The following is a 22,232-nucleotide window of genomic DNA, read 5'->3' as shown; positions in this document are numbered from 1 at the left end:
TCGCCTGTCGATCAGTCTACAAGATCCGTCAGCAGCTCTTCGAGTTTCATCCCACGGGAAGCTTTAATAAGAACTACAGTATCAGCAGTCAGTAACGAACGCACATGATGACTTAACGCTTTCTTTTCTTCAAAGTGTTTAGTTTCCATATCCGGATATTCCGCCCGTGCGGCGTCGGAGATCTGTTTGGCGTGGGCGCCGATGGTGAATACGGCTGAAATCGATTCATCGATGGCGTCTGCCACACTCCGGTGGAGCATCTCTGATTGATCTCCCAATTCAAACATATCACCTAATACTAACACTTTTTGGGTTTTTGATGTCAAATCTTTAATAACTTCAATGATGGCTTTCATAGACGTCGGGGACGCATTGTACGCATCATTTATAATAAGAGACCCTTCCGGACCTTCATGTTTTTCAAAACGCATGGCAGACATCTGTATGCGGCCGAATCCATTTTGAATTTGTTCTTTCGTCAACCCGAGACGCTCGGCGAGGGCAATGACAAATGTGGCATTCTTCACATTATGTTTCCCGGCCATAGGCAGCGTATAGGTGGATGCACCGACACGGAACGTCGTGTCATTATCGGAGGACGACTCAATTACGGCTTGATAGTCACAGTCATCACCAAATCCGCAGCTGATTGTTCCTTCCTCCTGTTTCTTGTGTTCAAGCAGCGGTTCGTCACCGTCCAAAATCAACGATCCTGTCCGGGAAAGTCCCTCCGTGATTTCCAGCTTCGCTTTTGCGATGGCTTCTCTCGATCCAAGGTTTTCAATGTGAGACTCCCCGATGTTCGTAATGATGGCGTGATCCGGTTCTGCAAGATTGGATAAAACGGAAATCTCCCCTGCCCGGTCCATTCCCATCTCCAGTACGCATGCTTCCGTCTCAGGGTCCATAGAAAGGATGGTCAGCGGAAGCCCGATATGATTATTAAAGTTGCCTGCCGTTTTATGCGTCCGGAAACGGGTCGACAGCACGGCTGCGACCAGGTCTTTCGTAGTCGTTTTTCCATTTGATCCCGTTACACCGACGATGACCGGGTCCACCTTCTTCAAATAGTAGTCTGCAACATCCTGAAGCGCTTTGGTCGTATCGTCCACGAAGAACAACGGGAAATCCGTCGGTACAAGGGCAGGAACCTCTATGTCTTTCTGCCACACTGCTGCGACAGCCCCGTGTTTGATCGCATCACCAATGAATCGGTGGGCATCGAACGATTCGCCAACGATAGGAACGAACAGGCTCTGCTTCGCTTCTTTACGGGAATCGGTCATGACGGATTCAATACGGATGCTGTCTTTGGACGCTCCTTTACTGTTCGGATACAGTTTCGATAGTTCTACCACTTCTAGTATCATGTTGGATGCTCCTTCATTTCTCTTAGTATCTGTTTTGCTGTCTCTCCATCATCAAATGGATGGCGGACACCGTCCATTTCCTGATAAGTCTCATGACCTTTACCTGCAATCAGGACGATGTCGCCTTGCTTCGCCTGCTTCAACGCTTGCTTTATGGCTTCTCTCCGGTCTTCAATAATGGTATAGTTCCCCTTCAACCCGATCGTCATGTCATGAAAAATCTGTGCCGGTTCCTCCGTCCTGGGATTATCATTCGTAAAAAAGACAAGGTCCGCGTTATCCACACTAAGCCTGGCCATGAGGGGACGCTTGCTTCTGTCACGATCCCCGCCGCAGCCGACTACGACGATTTTTCTTCCCTGACATATTCCATCCAGAGTTTGAATCACATTTTCAAGGGAATCCGGGGTATGGGCATAATCAATGACTACGCCGAAATCCTGCCCCTCCCGTATCGGTTCAAAGCGGCCCTTCACTCCCTTACTGCTGCCGAGAGACTGCTGAATGGTCGCAAGAGGGATGCCAGACAACACAGCTACCCCTGCCGCCGCCAGCATATTGTATATGCTGAACATCCCCATCATAGGGCTGTCGATCCTAACGTTTCCAATCGGTGTAATCAACTGAAACTGCGTGCCCGTCTCCTTCAGGACATAATCCTTCGCCATGACATCCGCCCGCTCGTGGATGCCGTATGTGAGCAGTGCCTGTGAGGTCGATCGGATGAATTTTATCGCAGATGGAGAATCTTTATTAATGACGGCAAATTTCTCACGTCCCTTATTATACCCATTTCCTAATTGTGCGAACAATAGGGACTTAGCACGAAGGTAATCGTCGAAATTGTCGTGATAATCAAGATGATCCATCGTCAAGTTTGTAAAGACAGCGATATCGAAATCACAGCCGTACACCCGCCCCTGATCCAGTGCATGCGAGGATACTTCCATGATTACCTGATCTACTCCTTCTGCACGCATATCGGATAGATACCTTTGGAGCGTAAGTGCATCCGGAGTGGTATTCTTTACAGGGAAGACTCTGTCTCCTACCTTCACCTGAATGGTTCCGATAATCCCCGTTCTCTGTCTGTGAAGCCGGAACATCTCTTCAAGAAGGTACGTGATCGTCGTCTTCCCGTTAGTACCGGTGATGCCGATAACGGGAAGGAAATGAGAGGGTGTCTTATAGAAAGCACACGCCATCATAGCAAGTGCCCGTGACGTATCGTTGACGAGCACAACAGGCACATCTGTATCCGTCACTTCTTCCGCTACGATCACTGCGGCCCCCTTTTGAACCGCTGAAGCTATGTAACGGTGTCCGTCTGCCTCCACCCCGCGGATAGCGATAAATACATCGCCCTTACAGGTCGTCCGCGAATCCATGGACAAACCCTTGACCTCTATATCTGCAACCGGCTGAGTCGTTTGATAGAAAGGAAGAAACTGTAGCAGCTCACTCATTTTCATACACGTCACCCTACCTGCATGCAAATTTTATTATAGCGTAAAATCAATTCCCCATATAGACACGAACCTTCGAACCGCTCTCTACTTTCACACCCGGTTCCGGTGACTGCGTGATGACTTCCTTACCGTCGCCGCTTGCCTCAATTTCTAAATTCAAAAGCATCTGCCCCAGTTCTTCTTCGTCCATTCCGATGATATCAGGAACTTCCACGAGTGGTTCCTCCGGCCACGCATATTCTTTTTCCAGGCCATCTTTCCTCGGTTTGACCCCCATCGCACGCAAACTGTCGCCCATAATGCTGCCAACAATCGGGGCAGCGACGACTCCGCCGAATTGAACCGTGTCCTTCGGGTTGTCGATAGCAAGGTAAACGACTAATTCTGGGTCGTCAGCAGGAGCAAAGCCGATAAAAGAAACGATGTGATTGTTCTCCATATATCTGCCATCCGGACCTACCTTCTGGGCGGTACCCGTTTTTCCTCCGACGCGGTATCCTTCAACGTAAGCCCCTCTCCCCGTTCCTTGTGCAACGACGCTCTCAAGGGCACGTCTGATTTCTGCAGACGTCTTCTCGGAAATGACGCGCTCCTTCATATTCGGTTCATTTTTCTCGAGGATGTCGCCGCTGACAGGATCACGCCATGCTTCCTGAATATACGGTTCATAATAATAACCGCCGTTCACTGCGGCCGCAACTGCCATCGCTTGCTGAATCGGTGTGACAGATACCCCTTGTCCGAAGGCTGTCGTAGCCTGCTCTACCGGCCCGACGTTCTCTTCCTTAAAGAGGATTCCCTTTCCTTCTCCTTCGAGGTCGATGCCGGTCTTCTCACCAAAGCCGAAACGATGAATATATTCAAACAAGCGTTCTGTGCCAAGACGCTGTCCCAGCTGTACAAAACCCGGGTTACAGGAATTCTGTACCACTTCAAGGAACGTCTGATCGCCGTGGCCTCCGCTCTTCCAGCAGTGCAGGGTCGAGCCGTCGACATTGATTGATCCGGAATCATGAAAGTGCTCGTCATCCAAATCGACGAGATCCTCTTCCAACGCTGCAGCAAGCGTAATGATCTTGAAGGTCGATCCGGGCTCGTACGTACTCCAGACAGGCAGATTCCGGTTATATACTTCCGGTTTGACCTCTTGATAATTCGCCGGGTTGAAATTGGGACGGGACGCCATCCCAAGCACTTTGCCGGTATCCGGATCCACCGCCAGCGCTACGGCTCCATCCGGATTGTATTTCGCCTGTGCAATATCAAGTTCCCTCTCGATGATGGACTGTACTTTGTAATCGATTGTCAGCTGAAGATCCTTGCCATCCTCCGGCGGGCTGTATATGTCCGCCATATCCGGCATTCGTTTCCCTTTCGCATCGGAGAAAAAGGACAGCGCGCCCTTCTCCCCTTTCAGTTCTTCATCATAATAAGCTTCCAGCCCGAGCAGCCCCTGGTTATCGATGCCGCTGAACCCAAGCACGTGCGAAAGAAACGAACCATGAGGATAATAACGCTCCGAATCCTTTGCTACATAAACCCCCGGAAGCTGCAGGGACTGAATGGCCTCCGCCTGCTTTTCCGATATCTTGCGGCCTTCCGGATGAATCCGTTCGATTGACGTCTTCTTCGTCACGTGACCAAGCGCCTTCTCTACATCCATATTCAGAATTTGAGCCAGATCTTTAGCAGTCTTGTCCGGATCCTTCACCTGTCTGGGTACAACCATGACCGTCGGAGCGGACTGATTCCCCACAAGCACTTCCCCATTCGTATCGAGGATCTCTCCCCGCTCCGGCTCGAACGTAATATCCCTGCTCCACGATTCTTCCGCTTTGGAGATCAGGAAATCACTTAAGAAGAACTGTACATATCCAAGTCTCCCTGCAATGACAAAAAAAATAACCATTCCCACAAGAAAAACAGTGACTAACCGTTTCTTTACGATTACTTGCGATACTCGTCTCATCTCTTAAACTCCTTTGAAAAGTCGTTAGAGTCAGCTTGTATCACTATATGCAATCAAGAAACGATTAGAACACTGCCTGGAATGGTGTTACTCAGAGGCCGGAGGGGAAAGTTCCACCACCAGATAGCCTCCTTCTTTTATTGGTGAGCCTGCCGGTATGCTTTGTTTTTCAACATATCCATTACCCATTGTTTCAATATTCAGTTTGAAATGCCGCGCAAGACGCTGGATATCCCTGATGGAATAACCGGTCAAGTCAGGCATCTTCGGCTGATCCGTGACGATCATGATCTTCTGGTTCTCTACCACTTTCGTACCGGGTTCAGGTAGAACGGCTGTCACTTTACTGCCATCGCCGATGACTTCCACATTTTCGAAAGTCTCTTTCAATTTGCGGGCCGCTTCATCTGCCGGCTGGTCTGTGACATCAGGCAGGGAGAGCGGGGTCATAGGCTCTTCTACTTCTTTATCCGGCTTGATATCCATATAATGCAGACTGTTCTCCATGACCGTCTTCACGATATAGGAAACCGGCTCCGATCCAAGTTCCGTCGGTTCAAGGTCCGGCTGCTGGACAGCGACATACATAAGAAGTTCCGGGTCTTCTTTCGGTGCCATTCCCATGAAGGAGAAAACGTAATTGTTTCTGCCTGTAAGATAAGTGCCATCCTCTCCCGTCAACTGGGCGGTTCCTGTCTTTCCTGCCAGTGTATAGTCATTCAGTTTGAAAGACTGGCCCGTGCCGTGCTCGGAAGTGACGACGGTTCCGAGCAGATCTCTCATCTGTTTCGCCGTATCCGGGGAAATCGGTGCTCCGATTTGTTCCGGTTTATTTTCTTTCACGACCTTGCCGTCCTCACTGGAGGTGATTTTCGAAAGAACGTATGGTTTCATCATCTGACCATCATTGGCAATCGACGTCGCCGCCGTCATCAGTTGAATCGGCGTGAACGTCGATCCCTGTCCAAAGGCTGTCGTTATCTGCTCGATCGGACGATCGAATACGATTCTTCCGTTGCTTTCATTCGGAAGGTCGATCCCCGTCTTTTTATCAAGGTGAAAGTCAGAGAAATATTTACGAAGTTTCTCCGGTCCCAGAACATCGTACGCAAGCTTGGAAGCCGCCACGTTGGATGAACGCTGGAAGCCTTCATCATACGTTATGGACCCCCAGCCGTTCCGGTTGTTATGGTCCCCGATGACAGGCGAGTCTTCCGTCACCTTGTACGTCCCTGACTTGAACATGTCACTTCCTTTATAGACGCCTGCTTCAATCGCACTTGCCCAAGTGAACATCTTTACGGTCGACCCGGGTTCAAACGGGTTGGAAATCATGTCGTTATACCAGTTGTCTACATCTCCGATTGCGTTCGGATTGTAGCTCGGTCGGTTACTCATCGCGAGGATTTCGCCCGTTTTCGGGTCCATTACCGCCGCCATGATTTTCTTAGGGTTGTACTGCTCATCTACTTCCGACATCGCATCTTCCAGGAATGTCTGAATCTTCTGATCGATCGTCAAGTAGACTTCGTCCCCGTTTTCCGGTTCTTTCATCACTTCATTCGGATTCAGCAGCTTCGTTCCATACTTATCCCGCTCGTAACTGATTTCGCCCTTCGTCTCTTTCAAATACTTCTCCATCTGCTTTTCGATGCCGGTCACACCGGATATTTCCCCTTCCGATGTACGGGCAAAGCCGATGATATGAGAAGCGAACATCCCGTTTGGATAATAGCGCTTCGCTTCTTCTGTAAAGTTTATGCCACTTATGTCAAGATCCTCAATTTCTTCCTTTTTCGCCTGTGAAAGATCACGGCCCTTAGAACCGAATTCGATTTGGAACCGATCGTTTTCCTGGCCGTCTACGATTTTCTCCTTAATTTCACTCGCATCCATCTCAAGAATCGGAGCAAGCTTCTCCGCCGCTTCATCCGCATCCTGCAGATGGTTCGGCTCCGCGGAATTTATGGAATAATCCGGATCCAGAATCGCATAGATCCGATAAGTCGGACGGTCGTAAGCAAGAACCATCCCGTTCTTATCGTAAATCTTGCCTCGTGTTGCATCGATATCATAGGTCGTCTTCCGCACGTTCTCCGCCCACTTCTTCAAGTCCACCCCTTCGACTTTCGGAGCCGTTTCAATATATAAGAAACGGCCCGCGATGACGAGGAACAGGACTCCAAAAGCCAACAGAAGCAGGGCGGCGCTGCGATTGGTTTTCTTATTCTTCATCACGCATCACCTGAGTGAGAGTCACTCATCGGAAACCTTTCCGGCCTGTTTTACTTTGGCGTTTTGGATATCGAGCCCGTTTTCTTTAGCAATACCCAGTATACGGTCCGGGTTACTTAATTCTTTGACTTCATAGGCAAGATTCTCATTGACCGATTCCTGTTTCGAAATGTTTTCCTCGAGACTGCGGATGTCTCTATTGAGAGAATCCGTAGAGGAGGAGAACTGAACAAGGAATACAGAGGCGGCGATGACGACGGCACTGGAAACGGAATACAACACTTTCTCTCCTGTACTGATCCACTTCTTTTTATGTACCTTTACTTTCACCTGCTTCTGTTTATCAGGCTGATGTAAAGGCTGTCTTTGTCTTCTTATTTGCTCCGCGCTCATGTTTGCTTCCACCCTTCATTGAATTCAAAATCCTTATTCCAAGGTTTGACTTTCTCGACGATTCTTAGTTTGGCTGAACGGGAACGGCGATTCTCTTCAAGCTCTTCCTCTTCCGCCACAATAGGCTTTCGGCTGACGAGATGGAAAGGTGGCTGTTTATCCTCCGGTATCATTGGCAGATTCTTCGGAAGCGGCGGATTCGAACTCCACTTCTTGAATGCCTGCTTACACAAGCGGTCTTCAAGAGAATGGAATGTGATGACAGCGATTCTGCCGCCGACGCTTACGGAACGCGCTGCCTGATGGAGGCTGTCCTGAAAGGCTCCTAATTCATCATTGACCGCAATACGAATGGCTTGGAAAATCCGTTTAGCCGGGTGTCCGCCTTTTCTTCTTGCGGGTGCCGGGATTCCATCCTTGATCAATTCCACCAGTTCTCCCGTCGTTTCGATCGGTTTATCTTCCCTTGCCGCTTCAATTTTACGGGCGATCTGCTTCGAGAATTTCTCTTCTCCATATTTGAAGAAAATACGAACCAAATCCTCATATGCCCAATCGTTAACGACTTCTTTTGCGCTTAACGGGCGGCTTTGGTCCATCCGCATATCAAGCGGTGCATCCTGGTGATAACTGAAACCACGCTCTTCCACGTCCAGCTGAGGGCTGGAGACACCGAGGTCATAAATGATCCCGTCCACTTCAGGGATGCCCAATTCTTCCAGTTTTTCTTCCAGCTGTCTGAAGTTCGCATGGACGAACGTCACCCGATCTCCGTACGGCTCCAGTCTTTCTTTTGCGGCTGCCAGTGCAATCTCATCCTGATCGAAACTGATCAGCCGTCCTCCGCTTTCAAGCACAGATGCGATCGCTTCGGAATGTCCTCCACCACCGAGGGTGCAGTCTACGTAAATCCCTTTCGGATCGACAGCTAAATATTCAATGGTTTCTTTTTTCAATACACTATAATGTTCAAACATGGTTTCACTCGTTTCTGCTTGTCAGATATCAAAATCCAACATATTCTCTGCAATCTCTGAGAAGGATTCTTCCGATGCCTCGAAATAACTTTCCCATTCTTCATGACTCCAAAACTCTATTCGGTTGGAAACACCGATCACGACACATTCCTTTTCCAATGATGCATACTTCCGAAGTGTCGGGGGGACATTCACCCTCCCCTGCTTGTCCACTTCGCATTCAACAGCACCGGAGAAGAAGAAGCGGGTGAAGGCCCGGGCATCTTTCTTAGTAAGGGGAAGCTTTTTAAGCTTCTCTTCCAACAGTCTCCATTCATCCATAGGATAAGCAAACAAACATTGATCTAAACCCCTGGTCAGGACGAAGCTTTCGCCGAGATCGGGGCGGAACTTGGAAGGCACAATAATCCTTCCTTTCGCATCGATGTTATGTTGGTATTCACCCATGAACATAGAGTTCCCCCACCTTCTGATTTCACCTTACCACATCGCCCCACTTTTCTCCACTTACTTTTTATTCATTCTCTCCCAACAGCAAAAATCCTGCCTCGAAAGGCAGGATTTTAAAGGGTGGAAGCTATTTTTCTGTTCGTGGTAGAAAGTGGGTGACTTCCCCTACAAATATACGACAAAATGGTCCTGCTCAAAGCTCAGATGGTGTCTATTCAACCGGCTGAACAACTCCATCCCGTGCTGGTTGACCCATGGGAGAATGCTCCACACTCGTTCTTGAAGGCCCCCGGATGGATGAAGTGTGACATCGATGTCCGCAAAAAGATCCATTTCATATTGATGACGGTTTTCCATGGATTGGTGGAGACGCTTCTCCATATAATCGATATGATCCAGGATATATTGCAGGTTCTTCTCTGCAAGCTGCCCGAGATCTGTACTGATACCGGCCGATGCCTGTCGTAAAGGAGCATGCACACGGTCGATCTCTTCCTTTACTTGTTCAGACAGACGTCCGATCGGAGGTTGACTCATCGCGGCAAGCCAATTGACTTTCTCCCCGGCGACACCGTGTCGGACAGCATGCTCAGCTGTGATCTGGAACTTCTCCAGGCTCTGTCCTGTCTTCCTGTCGACGAGTGTAAAGGACAGCCTCGGGAAGACAGGCGGCATACAGAGACCCGCCGCATCGAAGGCTGGTTTAAGGGCAGACCAGTAGTTGATTTCACCGGGACCACCGATGAAAGCAAGCACCGGGAATAACGACTCCTGCATCAACGGCCTTGTCACCACGTTGTTACTCAATTGCTGCGGGGAGTGCTCTGCTATGTGAAGCAGCTCCTCTTTCGATAAAGCCACTTCATTATTTTTCCCTCGGAACATCCCGTCTTCCTCCCGGTTAAGGAGAATGCGCTCTTTTCCCCGGTGGTAAAAGAGGTGGGCGTCATTGATTTCACTGTCCAGTAGTGTTTCGTAGCCGGCCTGGCGGTTCTTCTGAAGGACAGCATATACCCCCTGGGCAATTTCACGGTTGTGCTCAATCATATTCTTAAAATAATCCGACTCCAGTTCTCTCACTTCCGGGGCATGGGCATCGATCAAAACGATCCCCTCATCCGGGAACAAGCGATACACCAATCGAGCAAAGAAGTCCGTGTACGTCTTGGACTCGTTCAACTGACGGTCCATTTCCTTGAACAGATCCAGGGTATATTCGGTTTCCGAAATCATCTGAAAGACATCCTTCAGCCATTTACGCCCCTTCTCCTGATCGATGTCCAGTTCTGAAACCGATGCTTTCGTTTCCGGCATGTGGTCGATGGTCATCTTACGCATGTGGTCGTCTTCTTTCATGAACACATGATGGATTTCATCAAAGTCGTGGTCTTCCCCGGCGATCCAGAAAACAGGGACTACCTTCCGCCCCGTTGCTCTCTCGCTTTCTTTCGCCAGCTGCAGGACAGAGATGATCTTGTGGACGGAGTAAAGCGGTCCTGTAAGAAGCCCTGCCTGCTGTCCGGCTATGACAACGACACTGTCTTCTTCTTTCAGTTTCTCAATATTTTCCATAGAGGCGGCGGGCGCATCCCAGCGGGTATTCATTTCTGTCAGCACTTCTGCCAAGGCTTCCCGCTGATAAGGCTGTTTTTTCAGCCTGTCCAGTCTTGCCTGCCAGGTCGCATCTTCGAAAGGGTGGTACGCAAAACGGTCGGCTACCGCTTCATAATTCTGTTTATAATCCTGGAAGAACGCTTGCTTGGACGGTAATTGTATTGGGTCGATACGCATATCTATATGGCTCCTTTATTTGCTGAAGTTACATGGTTGAAGTATGTATCCTCTTGTATTGTACAAAAAACAGGAGGATACTTCACCTCATCTGTTTGGAGAAGATACGCAACCCGCGTTTCCAGGCGTTGTATCTCCGTATGGCTCCCCCCACCATATCAACTGAAGAACAGCCTGTCGACCAAGCCGAACAAGGACAAACCCATATACAGAACCATAAACAACAGGAAGCTTACCCGCCACAAGCTTCTCCAGGCGCGTAAAAAGCGGACTTCCTCCTTCCACTTATACTGAGCAATGATCGATGCAGCAAATAATAACAGTAATAAGATGATGATGACAGATAAAAAGCTGCGGTCGAACAATACGATCAGAAGCACGTGGACAGCTAAGATGAAGACTGGTGCTGTGTAATTGGCCGTACGGTGGAGAGCCTTAAGCTTATAGCGGCTCATTTTGCGTGCGCATAAATAAAAGAGGACGAGAAACGGAATCGGCAGGGTCACGATTCCTGCAATGACATACACAAAAAGATCACTCATTCGTATTCCCTCCTTCCTCCCATTCTATGGCCCGGACAGCGGTAACGATGAACTCATGATAGGGAAGCGGCCGGGTGCCCTCTTCTAAAATATAGCCGGATATGGCATCCACTTCTGTCTGTCTCCCTTCCATAAGGTCAACAAGCATGGAAGAATGGTTGCTGCCTGTCTTCTCTGCGATCCGACATACCCTGTCCCATTCGTCCGGAAAAGAGAGAGAAAGGACGTCACAGGCTTCTTCACAGAGTTTCCGTGCTATATCGCTAAGATAAGGGTTGGTAAGCAGTTCTCCGTTTCTCACTTTAAAGACGGCGGTTACAGGATTAATGACCGCATTCACAAGAAGCTTTTTCTTCAGCATCGTCTCCGCCCGTCCCTCCAAATAAATCGGGAAATCCTCTTCCGCAAGCGCCTCAAACAGGCGGCGATATACCCCAAAGCCCTCGTCTGTTAACGGCGCTATTCGCATGACACCTTTTCCTGTGTGACGGACGGAGCAATCGTTTTCTTTCCTCGCTCCATGTTCCACAATTCCTGTAAAACACGGACGCGGATCGAGGGAAGCACGCCTATAGTGCGTCATACCGTTTTGCAGAAATAATAACGGGACACCGGCCGGGAGTCCATCATCCAACACATCCGGAAGATGATGCTGCTTTACGGTCAAAAGGATAAGGTCCACCTCCTCATCCAAGGAGCGCGAAGCCTTTACAGGGACGGGACTTTCCAGCGTATCGCAGGCAATTCCGTTCTTTGTCAACATTCTCCTTTGTTCTTCGCGCCGCACGATCATATGTACCTCGTGGTGTCTGCCCAGGTATGCGCCGGCGAGCAATCCGACAGCCCCGGCTCCAACTATTCCTATTTTCATGAATCCTCCCCATTTCTTCCCATTCTAATTCCCTATTGTAGCAGAATAGTTTCTGCTGGTGCAGTCGATTCTTGTCCACGAACCAATTGTTCATTTATTTCTGAATTTTTTTATATTATAATATAGAGAGATACAGATATAAGAAAGGGGATTCCATCATGACAACGAAAATGAAAGTCCAGCCGCTACTGGTCAATTATAAAACGCTGGAAGAATTCAAGAGGTTCAAGGAATATGGCAATCAGGAACTTACGATGCTGGAGGATCTTGAGAGCAATATTGTAGAGAATGACAGTGAATCACCATTTTACGGCATTTATCATGGAAGCGCTTTAGTGGCGCGGATGAGCTTATATCGTGTGAAATCGAAATATGACCATTACTTCAAGCCTCCTCAGGACTATCTGGAGTTATGGAAGCTCGAGGTGCTTCCGGACTATCGTGGTCTTGGATATGGAAAAGCGCTCGTAGAGTTCGCAAAAGGCTATGATCTTCCACTGAAAACAAACCCGCGCATTAACTCACACAGTTTTTGGGAAAAGATGGGCTTCCAAAAAGCCCATTACGATGTGGAAAGAGATCTTGGGGAGAACCCTCTTATCTGGCTTCCTTCGGGAGTCGAGGAGCGGCCCGCAGAAGAGAAATAAACGAAGAAAGGCCTCTACGCTGTTTGGTAGGGGCCTTTTTCATTGGCGTGTGTGCGGTAAATAGGAAGATAATAGAGAAGAAGTCCACGCTTTTATTAAATGATTACACGCCACTTTCACTTTTACGCTTTTCCTTCACCCAGTGGACGAGCTTATCCATCTCATTCCACGCCGCTTCCCATTGTTTGAGCTCTTCTCTTAACTTCTCGTTCGCTTCATTCAACTGCCTCAGCTGAACTTCGAGGCTTTCCTTGCCTTGTTCATCGTATTGTCTGCTTTTCATTTCCTTCAGAAAAGAAATAGCAGCATCAAGCGACATCGGCGTCTCGCCGTTTCCGGAAGCAGCCGTATACAGTGTGCGTGTCGCTTTCCGACTGTTTTTCGCTTCCTGGATTTCCTTCTGATACTGTTTACGGACGGTCGCATTCCACCTGAATCCGCATGCAGCGGGGGTTCGATGCAGCTTCTCCGCAACTTCCTGAAAGGCCTCGAGCTGTGTTTTTCCCTCTGTGATATATTTCAGTACCGTATCTGCAAGAAAGACGTCTTCCTCGTCCTTCCAGGCGTCTTGTCTAGGAGCATCCATAGCATCCCTCCTCTATCGTTTGCTTATAGTTATGCATAAGGGGGGATTGATAGAATCGCATTCCTCATCTTTTTCTCTCCCGGAATCTTCGGACCGCTTCTTTATGTTCTTTTGAGTCCCATAAGTCGGAACACGTCCGGACTTCTGCTTCCATTCGTTCCGCAAGCTCGTCTGCACCCAGCTCTCTGACATATTGTTCTTTCAACACCCTTAATTGTTTTATAGACTTGGCTGTAAAAGGGGCGAATAAGTGATCTATGTTTACCATAATCTTTTTATGTAACCATCCATAATGATAAGCCTCTTCCATATCAAACATCGACGCTTCCATTAACCACCGGACGGCAGTTTCCGGACGAACTTTCCTGTATAACAAGACACCGCCGCCCCAGCCGGGGATGATTCCCAGACTTCCCTGAATAAATCCTGCTTTCGTTCCCGGAACCGCGTAGCGGAAATCACAAGCGGTGGCAATTTCACATCCCCCTCCTCTTGCATCTCCGTTCAGTAATGCGATGGTTGGAAGTGGGAACAGAGCGAGTGCATACAATACATCCTTCATCGGGGACAACAGACGAAATGCCTCTTCCCCACTGATATCGCCGTGCAGTTCTTCCAGATCTCCTCCTGCACAGAAAGCCCTGTCCCCTGCTCCGGTCACAACAAGCAGTTTCAACGAACGATCAGCCGCGAGGTCGGTCAGTGCAGCCAGCATTTCTTCCGCCATCTTCTGATTCACAGCATTTCGCTTCTCCGGTCGATTCATCGTGAGCACGGCAACGCCCTCCCGCTTACGCTCTACTAAAATATATGACATGTGTGTCTCCCCCTTTCTTACTAATGTACCAGAACAAAGAAAGAACAACAGGCTTATCCGCAAAAAAAAAGAGCCTCGACCGAAGTCGAAGCCCTTTTCGATGAACTTAGTTGTTCACCACTTGTTTTCCGTTGTATTGTCCACAAGATTTGCAAACATGGTGTGGTTTGGAGTACTCACCACAGTTATCACATTTCACCATTCCTGGTGCGTGAAGTTTCTTGTGAGTACGGCGTTGGTTTTTGACTTTTTTAGACGTTCTACGCTTAGGTACTGCCATGTTGTACACCTCCTTTAAAATACGATTCTGAGAACCAGGAAGACTATCTTAGTCGTTCTCTTCTTCATTTAATAATGATTGCAGTTTAGCCAATCGAGGATCCACTTTCTTTTCCTCAGGTTCCTCTGTAACCACCTGCCAGCCTTTCCCCACCTGGGGAGCTGCTTCATGGGCCTCATCATCATCGGAAAAGACGCGAGTCGGAATCTCCAACTGTACATTTTCCTTGATATAAGGCGTTAAGTCAAGCACTTCTCCATTCACGGAATGAACTTCAGAGTCATCTTCTTCTGTATGGTAAGGTGACAGATTAAATGCCTCCAGAGCATTAATGTGAAATGGATAAGTCACATCAACTAACGTCCGGGCACAAGGCAACACCATTTCTCCATCGATTGAAAAAGTTACCGTTATATCATTTCCTTGAGTCATTGCTTGACCTTTGACATGAACAGGGGAAATCCTGCGAATGTCATTGTTCAATTCTGCTAATTCGCGAATATCTACGTCATCCTCAAAGTGGAAAGGTTCCTCACCTGTCCGCTTGAGTTTTTGTAGAGGAAATTTCATAGTTATCACCTCATGGCAACAAGAGTTATTGTAAAAGTATTTGGTTGATTTGTCAATATTTTTTCTTTACAGCATAGAACCTTCGAGTGATCCGTCCTGACGTTTTAACCAAAGATCCTTAAGGAAAGCGAATTTTTCCTATTTCCATGATAAAATAAACCAAACACTTGTTCAAGGACGAAGGAGGTTTTTCATGAAATCCTGCGGAGTGGTTGTCGAGTACAACCCTTTTCACAATGGTCACTACTATCATCTTCAACAAGCAAGGAAACAGACGGAAGCGGACTGCATCGTCGCCGTCATGAGCGGTCCTTTCCTGCAGCGGGGAGAGCCTGCCATCATAGACAAATGGCACAGAACGAAGGCGGCGCTAAGGGGCGGCGCGGATCTCGTCGTCGAACTTCCCTTTCTCTATGCCGTCCAAAACAGCGACTTTTTCAGTAAAGGGGCCATCCGGATTTTGGCCGATCTGGGTGTCCAAGCCGTCTGCTTCGGCAGTGAGAGTGGACGGATCGACGCTTTCTTGCAAACGAAGGAGCAGATGGAGCTTCATGAGGATACGTATCAGGAAACACTCAGGAAAAGCATGGCAGAAGGCCTTTCCTTTCCCGAAGCGTCGCGGTTGGGATACGAAGCCATCGATTTCCCCGACGGTGCGGTCGACATGTCCCAGCCGAACAATATCCTCGGTCTTAGTTATTTGAAAGAAATCGCTGCTTATGCCCCGCATATGGATCCGGTGACGATTCTTCGGAAAGACAGCCATTACCACGAGGAAGACATTACCGGAACCATCGCAAGTGCTACAAGCATACGCAGGGAGCTGTTAAAAAAACAATGCTTGACTGAAGCGGCAGTGAAATCCCTGCGAAAGGATACGGTGGAGCAGCTGCATTCTTATCGCTCTATGGCGGGAGTGTGGCATGAATGGGAGCGTTATTTTCAGCTCCTCCAATACAAGGTCGGCACGATGGAAGCTTCCGTACTCAGAAGCATTCACGGGGTCGATGAAGGGCTTGAGTACAGGCTGAAGCGCCTGATGAAGGACGCTGTATCCTTCCAGGACTTTATGGATAAAGTCAAAACAAAACGCTATACATGGACGAGGCTGCAGAGGACGCTTGTGCACATCCTTGTCGGGACAGATAAAGAAACCGCCCGGCGCGAGCTTCAGGAAGAACAACCGCCTTATGCCAGAGTACTCGGAATGAATGAGCATGGACGCTCGTTCTTGAAAGAAGCTAAAAAAACAACGCCTGTACCTGTGATTACCCAGCCACAACAGCTGACTCATCCTCTTCTTGAGCTTGAGGAACGGGCGACGGCTGCTTATTACGCTCCTCTCGCGCCGAAGCAGCGCACGGCACTCATGAAACGGGAATACCAAGCCCCTGTTATTCTGTAATCAAAAAGAGCCGTTCTGTAAGAACGGCTCTTTTATTACCCCTGTTCCGTTTTCATGTCTTTCAAATAGTTAAGGGCATCGGTAAAGGTATCAACAGGAACGACCTTCATATCCGTATCGATCTCCTCCGCCGTTTTCTTCGCCACTTCGTAATTGGAGCCTTTCCTTCCCTCTTCATTTGGAGCGAAGAACACGTCGGCACCTTCCTTCGAAGCAGCTACCACTTTCTTATCAATTCCACCGATCGGGCCGACGATTCCTTCATAATTGATTTCTCCGGTACCGGCAATTTCAAGACCGTCAGTCATATCCTCTTCGGTCAGCTGATCATAAATTTCCAGGGAGAACATCAAACCCGCACTCGGTCCGCCGATATCCCCGCTCTTTACGTTTACTGCCGGATTGACATCAACAGACCGGTCTGTAACGAGGGAAATACCGACTCCGATTTTGTCCGGTGTATCCGGGAATGGAGCAAGCGCGACATCCCTCTGAATAGTCTCTTCCCCTCGTACGATCGTCAGTTTCACCGTGTCCCCTTCCTTCATTTGACTAACGTAGTCAATCAAATCGCTCGTCTCTTTAATCTCTTTGCCGTCCACCTCTGTGATCTGGTCGCCTATCTCCAGTTCATCCTCTGCCGGCATGCCGTCAACAAGACTCATGACATACACGCCTTCATAATTGATCTGGATATCTTTCCCGGCTGCCTGATAGGCAACGACTTTCGCCGCTTCCTGGGATGTCTCCATCATCTGCAGCTGAGCGTGGAAGTATTCTTCTTCCGACACGCCTTCCGGGCGGATTTGATCAATTGGATAGATTTGATGATAGGGACGGATTTTGGCAAGAAGCCATTGGATCGGCGTCGCTTGTCCGCCCCGGACGGTCACAAGGTGCATATCTCCTTTACTTTCATACCCTCCGTCCACTTCGACAATTGGATTGAGCGCATCAGCCGTTCCCGGTTTATAAATATAGAACGGAAGACGATACGCCCCGAGAAAAGCGACGATCAGTAATGTAATGACCGCGGTTATTACCAGTCTTTTATTCGATTTCATTTTGTTCCAGACTCCTTCCACGCAGCGAGTTTCTTACGTATTTCTTCCATGCTGTCCTCCGCTGCCTTCTCCCCTGCTTTCACGATCTCGGGTATGTTTGTGAACGCACGGGAACTGTACCTGGAGACATCCGGACGGATCATGACATCCGCATCCGAGGAAACACCCGTCGCTGTAAGCAGTTCATCCTGCATGATGTCAATGCTTTGGGTGATGACGTCATAGATGGAGTTGATATTTGGACTGGCATCGAAATGGGCACAGTCGATCGCAATGACAAAGTCCGCCCCCATTCCTTTCACGACGGAGACCGGAACCCTGTCCATGACTCCTCCGTCTATGTACAAACGATCCCCAATCTTCTCAGGCACGAATATCCCCGGAATAGCGATACTTGCCCGTACCGCATCGCTCGCAGGGCCGCTTGTGAAAATTTTTTTCTTTCCTGCATATAGATCGGTAGCGACGATGGACATCGGAATATCCAAGTCTTCGATCGCCTTCCCGAACGTAAACAGGCGGATGTACTCCTTGATCCTCTTCCCTTGGACAAACCCCATTTTCGGGACGGTAAAATCAAGGAAATATTTGCGCTTGAATGTGAACGCAAGCTTGTATAAATCGTCCATTTTTTGTCCGGCAGCAAAAAAAGAGCCAACAAGCGCTCCCATACTGCTTCCGGCAATTAAATCGACTGGTATGTGCTGCTCTTCGAGGACTTTTAATACCCCCAAGTGTGAAAACCCCCGGGCGCCACCAGAGCCCAGAGCCAAGCCGATCTTCGGTCTTCCCACATGGCATTCCCCTTTCTCGCGAGTAGTTTATTTTATGGAATAAACCGACTCCTTATGAGCGTACACATAGAATATGGACAAACCTTATATCCAGCCGAAATATATCCTCATTCTACTATTTCTCTAGGTATAAGTACAGAAAACTGCGATACCGGAGGAGGTTGATCCAGATTTCTAAATTGAAGACCGTCGTTCTTACCCTGATGGCGACTTCTCTTGCGGTTGCTTTGATCCTTTACCCGAAAGACGCCCTCTCCGCAAGCTTGAGGGGACTTGATATTTGGTGGGAAATCGTCTTCCCGTCCCTGCTTCCCTTCTTCATCACGGCAGAGTTCCTGATCGGTTTTGGTGTTGTCCACGGTCTCGGAGCATTGAGCGAACGATTCATGCGGCCGCTGTTCAACGTTCCGGGGTGTGGAGGGTTCGTATGGGTAATGGGGATGGCGAGCGGATACCCGGCCGGGGCAAAATGGACAGCTGATCTCCGGAAGAAAGGAGAGGTGACGCGAGTGGAAGCAGAACGACTGGTGGCGTTCACGAATGCGTCCAGCCCTTTGTTCCTTTTCGGCGCCATTGCTGTTGGTTTTTTCCACGATGCCAACCTTGGTGTTCTGCTCGCTGCTTCTCACTACGGCGGCAATATGCTTGTAGGCATCGGGATGCGGTTCTATGGGAGAAATGACCGGGAACAACGATCCATGGAGCGGAAGTCGTCAACGTGGAAAGATGCTTTTTGGAAGATGCATCACTCACGCCTGAAGGATGGACGTTCTTTCGGTAGACTAATGGGTGACGCTGTGACCCGTTCTGTCGATACGCTACTTATGGTCGGGGGATTCATCATGCTCTTCTCCGTCCTGACTGAGCTTCTCAAACAAACGGGCGCCATTCATATCTTCACCCATATCCTTGCATGGACGGGCCTTCCAGATGCTTTCCAAGTTCCTTTCGCTGCCGGAATGCTCGAGTTGACGACTGGAGTAGGAGCGGTGACAGACACACACGAACCCCTGCTCGCCCAACTTTTAGTGGTCAGCTTCATCCTTGGCTTCCACGGCTTTTCTATTCAGGCACAGATTGCAAGCATCCTGTCGGAAACAGACATTCGTTTCCAACCTTATGCGCTCGCCCGCATAGCCCACGGCGTTCTAGCAACGGTACTCATGTTCATCTGCTATGCCTTTTACGTCCGTTCTCCCTTTCAGACACAATCGCTGCCGATTTGGAACCCGGATGAGCGATTCACGCTGCCGATTCTGGAATTCTTCCACGAGTATGGTCCACCAATTACTATGATTGCCATCCTCTTTATGATTGCTGTGAAATGGACAAAAAAAAGACAATCCGCTTCTTCATGAAGAAGGATTGTCTTTTTCGTTAAAATTTCTCTGCGAGTGCTTTTTCGACCGCAGGAGGCACCAAATCGGAAATATTCGCCCGATATTTGGCGACTTCCTTTACGATACTGGAACTTAGGAAAGAGTATTGGTTGTTCGTCATGACGAAGAAGGTTTCAATGTCTTCGTTCAACTTTCTGTTCATGGATGTAATCTGCATTTCATATTCAAAGTCACTGACCGCCCGCAGGCCGCGAATAATGGCATTCGCATTCTTCTCTTCTGCATAATCCATCAGAAGACCACTGCAGGCATCGACAGAAACGTTATCCAAGTCCTTCGTTACTTCCTCCAGAAGCGCTACGCGTTCATGGACATCAAACAGCGGTGATTTGCTTTGGTTGTTGAACACCGCCACCGTCACGTGATCGAACACTTTGGCACCTCTTCTGATAATGTCCAGATGACCATATGTAACTGGGTCGAAGCTTCCCGGACAAATTGCTAGCTTTGTCATCTACTTAATCCTCCTCATTGAAAAATGCTCACGCCGATATTGCTGCCGTAGAAGTCGGTTTTCTGAAGTTTCAGACGGCCCGCTTCTTCCGGGATATCTTCCGAGGCATCGTGCTCACAGACGATAATAGCATCATCTGCAACAAGATCGTTCTGTAAAAGCGCTTCCATTAAATCCTTATACGAGAACTTCTTATAAGGAGGATCAAGGAAGATATATTCAAACTCCAACCCGCGTTTCCCCGCAGCTTTAATCGCGCGTTTCGCATCGGTACGAAACACTTCCACCCTGTCTTCTATATCGAGCAGTTTGATGTTTTCATATACGGTCTGGACCGCTTTCTGCTGCTGGTCGACGAAGACACAGGAATCCGCCCCGCGGCTGATCGCTTCGATTCCAAGACCACCACTGCCGGCGAACAAGTCCAGTGCCCGTCCACCATCAAAGAAAGGACCAATTCCGTGAAAGACGGCTTCTTTCACTTTATCTGTCGTCGGGCGTGTTTTATGAGTAGGGACAGATTTCAACTGTCTGCCCTTGAATTGACCTGCAATCACTCGCATTGTGTACACCTCTTTTGTCAGCATTCCCCATAATCCTACCATAAATTACGTCTTTCGGGGAAGTGCATCCTTGTGGGGACGCTTATCTATAAAAATTTCCTGTTCCATGAATATCCGGCTGGACTTATGCCCATACTAGCAACGGAAGCGGATGATACTGCTTCTGAAAACGGAGAAGACTTACATCCCCATAAGTTCTTCCTCCGGTTTCTCCTCTCCCTTTACTTTTTTGTTTCATCTTGCATGATCCAAAAAAGCAGGGCTGCCCGTGATTCGGGCAGCCCTATTTTTTTTGAAATGCGCTGAACAAATCGTCTACATACCGTTTTTTCATATAAAATGTTTCGCCGAATTGTTTCAGTGCCCCTTCCGCTATCCCGAAGTCCTCTTCGTTGAAGATGAAGATAGGCTCATTTTCGTAAAAGACGTACTCTCCATCAGGTGTAAGGATTCGTATCTGCCCTTCACCAACAGAGACCAAGCTGTATCCTCGCTGTTGTGCCAATTCTTTCACGGAATAATACGGCTCTTCCTGGTAAACGACTGCCTGCACCGGCTCGTGTTTAAGAACAAAGTACAGTTCCTTCTCGCCTTTCCTAAAGTAGGAGGTTTTCATACCTGTAATCTCATAAAGGGAGCGGTCTAGAAAGGATGCAAGGTCGGCAGGGGCTTCGGAGCGTACGATCTTTTGTTCCAATAAATCACGAGCCGCCTTAGAAAGACCATCCCTGTTTTCCGCACCTATCAGTCCAACCGCCCGTTCGATTGTGTTACCATCTTGCTCGGAAGATAACGAGGTCAGCTTTCTCTTTAACAGTTCCATCCTTAGAGCATCGTCATCTTTACCGGGCACCTGCCAGTATCCGTCTTCTACTTTAAGGGATTTTGTACCGGTGCGGACAACGGCAGGCCCGTATAAGTCAAGAATCTCCTTGAACGATTCCCTGTCTTCCTCCAGCCAGTTGTTCTTGTCAGAAAGAAGCACCGTACTGTCCTCATACGTCCATTCCTCCATACCTCTTGTCACATAAAGAGGATATTCTTTCCCGAACTTAAAACGGTGAAAATGTATCCTGTCGAGCTCGATGTCTGCCGGCTTTCGGACAGGTGCCGCCCAATTTCTTTCGGAACCTGCAGCATCCAATATTTTCAGAGTGAAGGAAGACTGGACCGGGCTGCCGTTTTTGTGTACTACCAAATGCCAATTATCCCACTGCTTGTTCTCTGGAATCTTTACCGTATACGTAAGGTGTACGGAGGCTGTCTCTTCCAGGTTTAACTGTTGACCATCCACCAAACGGCATCCATCTTCTTCGTATGCACAGGATACGTCCCCTGCACCAGGAGGGAAATCGATCTCATAAACACCCGGTGCAAGAACCGGGTAATGATACGTGACAACGGCTATTTGTCGCTCTGCTTCGATTGTGATCTGCAGTTCCTGTTCAGGCTTCGCACCACCTTTCCCTGCCGCATGCCACTGATAGGCAAGGATAACGGTGAAAAAGACGAAGACCAGCCAGCCTGTCTGCTTCCATATTTTCAATAGAACTTCCCTCCTTTCCTGAGAAAATCAACGTTCACA

22 protein-coding genes are annotated in these 22,232 nt (G+C 48.7%); 3 read left to right on the top strand and 19 right to left on the bottom strand.

Annotated elements, in window-relative coordinates; translation table 11 throughout:
- Positions 1–11: 11 nt before the first annotated feature.
- The 10 genes from QRD89_RS08505 to QRD89_RS08460 all read right to left on the bottom strand — a co-directional run bounded on the left by QRD89_RS08505 (position 12) and on the right by QRD89_RS08460 (position 12,067).
- A complete protein-coding gene (locus QRD89_RS08505; protein WP_286096724.1) occupies positions 12–1,370 on the bottom strand; it encodes a UDP-N-acetylmuramoyl-tripeptide--D-alanyl-D-alanine ligase in 1,359 nt (452 codons plus the stop codon).
- On the bottom strand, positions 1,367–2,842 hold the full coding sequence (locus tag QRD89_RS08500) for a UDP-N-acetylmuramoyl-L-alanyl-D-glutamate--2,6-diaminopimelate ligase (RefSeq protein ID WP_286096723.1): 1,476 nt from the start codon (positions 2,840–2,842) through the stop codon (positions 1,367–1,369). The genes QRD89_RS08505 and QRD89_RS08500 overlap by 4 nt, the downstream gene beginning before the upstream one ends.
- 43 nt (positions 2,843–2,885) lie before the next feature.
- A complete protein-coding gene (locus QRD89_RS08495) occupies positions 2,886–4,808 on the bottom strand; it encodes a stage V sporulation protein D (RefSeq protein ID WP_286096722.1) in 1,923 nt (640 codons plus the stop codon).
- Positions 4,809–4,895: 87 nt separating this feature from the next.
- Positions 4,896–7,043 (bottom strand): penicillin-binding protein, encoded by a 2,148-nt coding sequence (locus tag QRD89_RS08490; RefSeq protein ID WP_286096721.1) that lies wholly within the window; start codon positions 7,041–7,043, stop codon positions 4,896–4,898.
- 21 nt (positions 7,044–7,064) lie between these two features.
- The gene (ftsL, locus tag QRD89_RS08485) at positions 7,065–7,436 is read right to left on the bottom strand and encodes a cell division protein FtsL (RefSeq protein ID WP_008639173.1); all 372 of its coding nucleotides are present in this window, start codon (positions 7,434–7,436) and stop codon (positions 7,065–7,067) included.
- Positions 7,433–8,413, bottom strand: a complete 981-nt coding sequence (gene rsmH, locus QRD89_RS08480) for a 16S rRNA (cytosine(1402)-N(4))-methyltransferase RsmH (RefSeq protein ID WP_008639172.1) — start codon at positions 8,411–8,413, stop codon at positions 7,433–7,435. Before rsmH ends, ftsL begins: the two co-directional genes overlap by 4 nt.
- Positions 8,414–8,434: 21 nt before the next feature.
- The gene (mraZ, locus tag QRD89_RS08475; protein ID WP_008639171.1) at positions 8,435–8,866 is read right to left on the bottom strand and encodes a division/cell wall cluster transcriptional repressor MraZ; all 432 of its coding nucleotides are present in this window, start codon (positions 8,864–8,866) and stop codon (positions 8,435–8,437) included.
- 162 nt (positions 8,867–9,028) lie between these two features.
- A complete protein-coding gene (bshC, locus tag QRD89_RS08470) occupies positions 9,029–10,654 on the bottom strand; it encodes a bacillithiol biosynthesis cysteine-adding enzyme BshC (protein WP_286096720.1) in 1,626 nt (541 codons plus the stop codon).
- Positions 10,655–10,812: 158 nt separating this feature from the next.
- The gene (locus QRD89_RS08465; RefSeq protein WP_008639169.1) at positions 10,813–11,196 is read right to left on the bottom strand and encodes a DUF3397 domain-containing protein; all 384 of its coding nucleotides are present in this window, start codon (positions 11,194–11,196) and stop codon (positions 10,813–10,815) included.
- Positions 11,189–12,067 (bottom strand): 2-dehydropantoate 2-reductase, encoded by an 879-nt coding sequence (locus QRD89_RS08460; protein ID WP_026577516.1) that lies wholly within the window; start codon positions 12,065–12,067, stop codon positions 11,189–11,191. The genes QRD89_RS08465 and QRD89_RS08460 overlap by 8 nt, the downstream gene beginning before the upstream one ends.
- A 158-nt stretch (positions 12,068–12,225) precedes the next feature.
- Between QRD89_RS08460 and QRD89_RS08455 the strand changes: the two genes are divergently transcribed.
- Complete coding sequence (locus QRD89_RS08455; RefSeq protein WP_008639167.1) at positions 12,226–12,714, top strand: N-acetyltransferase; 489 nt, start codon at positions 12,226–12,228, stop codon at positions 12,712–12,714.
- Between the two features lie 103 nt (positions 12,715–12,817).
- Here the strand turns inward: QRD89_RS08455 and QRD89_RS08450 are convergent, their stop codons facing one another.
- From QRD89_RS08450 to QRD89_RS08435, 4 genes are all read right to left on the bottom strand, one after another.
- The gene (locus tag QRD89_RS08450; RefSeq protein WP_008639166.1) at positions 12,818–13,300 is read right to left on the bottom strand and encodes an RsfA family transcriptional regulator; all 483 of its coding nucleotides are present in this window, start codon (positions 13,298–13,300) and stop codon (positions 12,818–12,820) included.
- 64 nt (positions 13,301–13,364) lie between these two features.
- Entirely contained in the window at positions 13,365–14,117 is a 753-nt protein-coding gene (locus QRD89_RS08445; protein WP_062513327.1) for an enoyl-CoA hydratase/isomerase family protein, read from the bottom strand.
- Between the two features lie 106 nt (positions 14,118–14,223).
- A complete protein-coding gene (gene rpmF, locus QRD89_RS08440) occupies positions 14,224–14,397 on the bottom strand; it encodes a 50S ribosomal protein L32 (RefSeq protein WP_008639163.1) in 174 nt (57 codons plus the stop codon).
- A gap of 48 nt (positions 14,398–14,445) precedes the next feature.
- Positions 14,446–14,967, bottom strand: a complete 522-nt coding sequence (locus QRD89_RS08435; protein ID WP_008639161.1) for a YceD family protein — start codon at positions 14,965–14,967, stop codon at positions 14,446–14,448.
- 193 nt (positions 14,968–15,160) lie between these two features.
- Here QRD89_RS08435 and QRD89_RS08430 point away from each other — a divergent pair, with 193 nt between their 5' ends.
- Positions 15,161–16,372: a nucleotidyltransferase gene (locus QRD89_RS08430; RefSeq protein ID WP_286096719.1), complete on the top strand. Its 1,212-nt coding sequence runs from the start codon at positions 15,161–15,163 to the stop codon at positions 16,370–16,372.
- Between the two features lie 35 nt (positions 16,373–16,407).
- Here the strand turns inward: QRD89_RS08430 and QRD89_RS08425 are convergent, their stop codons facing one another.
- Positions 16,408–17,436 (bottom strand): SepM family pheromone-processing serine protease, encoded by a 1,029-nt coding sequence (locus QRD89_RS08425; protein ID WP_008639157.1) that lies wholly within the window; start codon positions 17,434–17,436, stop codon positions 16,408–16,410.
- On the bottom strand, positions 17,433–18,230 hold the full coding sequence (locus tag QRD89_RS08420) for a patatin-like phospholipase family protein (RefSeq protein WP_008639155.1): 798 nt from the start codon (positions 18,228–18,230) through the stop codon (positions 17,433–17,435). Before QRD89_RS08420 ends, QRD89_RS08425 begins: the two co-directional genes overlap by 4 nt.
- Positions 18,231–18,391: 161 nt before the next feature.
- Here QRD89_RS08420 and spoVV point away from each other — a divergent pair, with 161 nt between their 5' ends.
- A complete protein-coding gene (spoVV, locus tag QRD89_RS08415; RefSeq protein WP_236096548.1) occupies positions 18,392–19,588 on the top strand; it encodes a dipicolinic acid transporter SpoVV in 1,197 nt (398 codons plus the stop codon).
- Between the two features lie 19 nt (positions 19,589–19,607).
- Here the strand turns inward: spoVV and coaD are convergent, their stop codons facing one another.
- The 3 genes from coaD to QRD89_RS08400 all read right to left on the bottom strand — a co-directional run bounded on the left by coaD (position 19,608) and on the right by QRD89_RS08400 (position 22,193).
- On the bottom strand, positions 19,608–20,084 hold the full coding sequence (coaD, locus tag QRD89_RS08410; RefSeq protein WP_008639152.1) for a pantetheine-phosphate adenylyltransferase: 477 nt from the start codon (positions 20,082–20,084) through the stop codon (positions 19,608–19,610).
- Positions 20,085–20,098: 14 nt separating this feature from the next.
- The gene (rsmD, locus tag QRD89_RS08405) at positions 20,099–20,671 is read right to left on the bottom strand and encodes a 16S rRNA (guanine(966)-N(2))-methyltransferase RsmD (RefSeq protein ID WP_081594849.1); all 573 of its coding nucleotides are present in this window, start codon (positions 20,669–20,671) and stop codon (positions 20,099–20,101) included.
- 259 nt (positions 20,672–20,930) lie between these two features.
- Positions 20,931–22,193 (bottom strand): hypothetical protein, encoded by a 1,263-nt coding sequence (locus tag QRD89_RS08400; protein ID WP_286096718.1) that lies wholly within the window; start codon positions 22,191–22,193, stop codon positions 20,931–20,933.
- Positions 22,194–22,232 lie beyond the last annotated feature (39 nt).

Source organism: Halobacillus sp. ACCC02827, assembly GCF_030291935.1.
GTDB lineage: Bacteria > Bacillota > Bacilli > Bacillales > Halobacillaceae > Halobacillus.
Note: the sequence above shows the minus strand (reverse complement) of the source record. Positions and strands in the feature narration are given on the sequence as shown.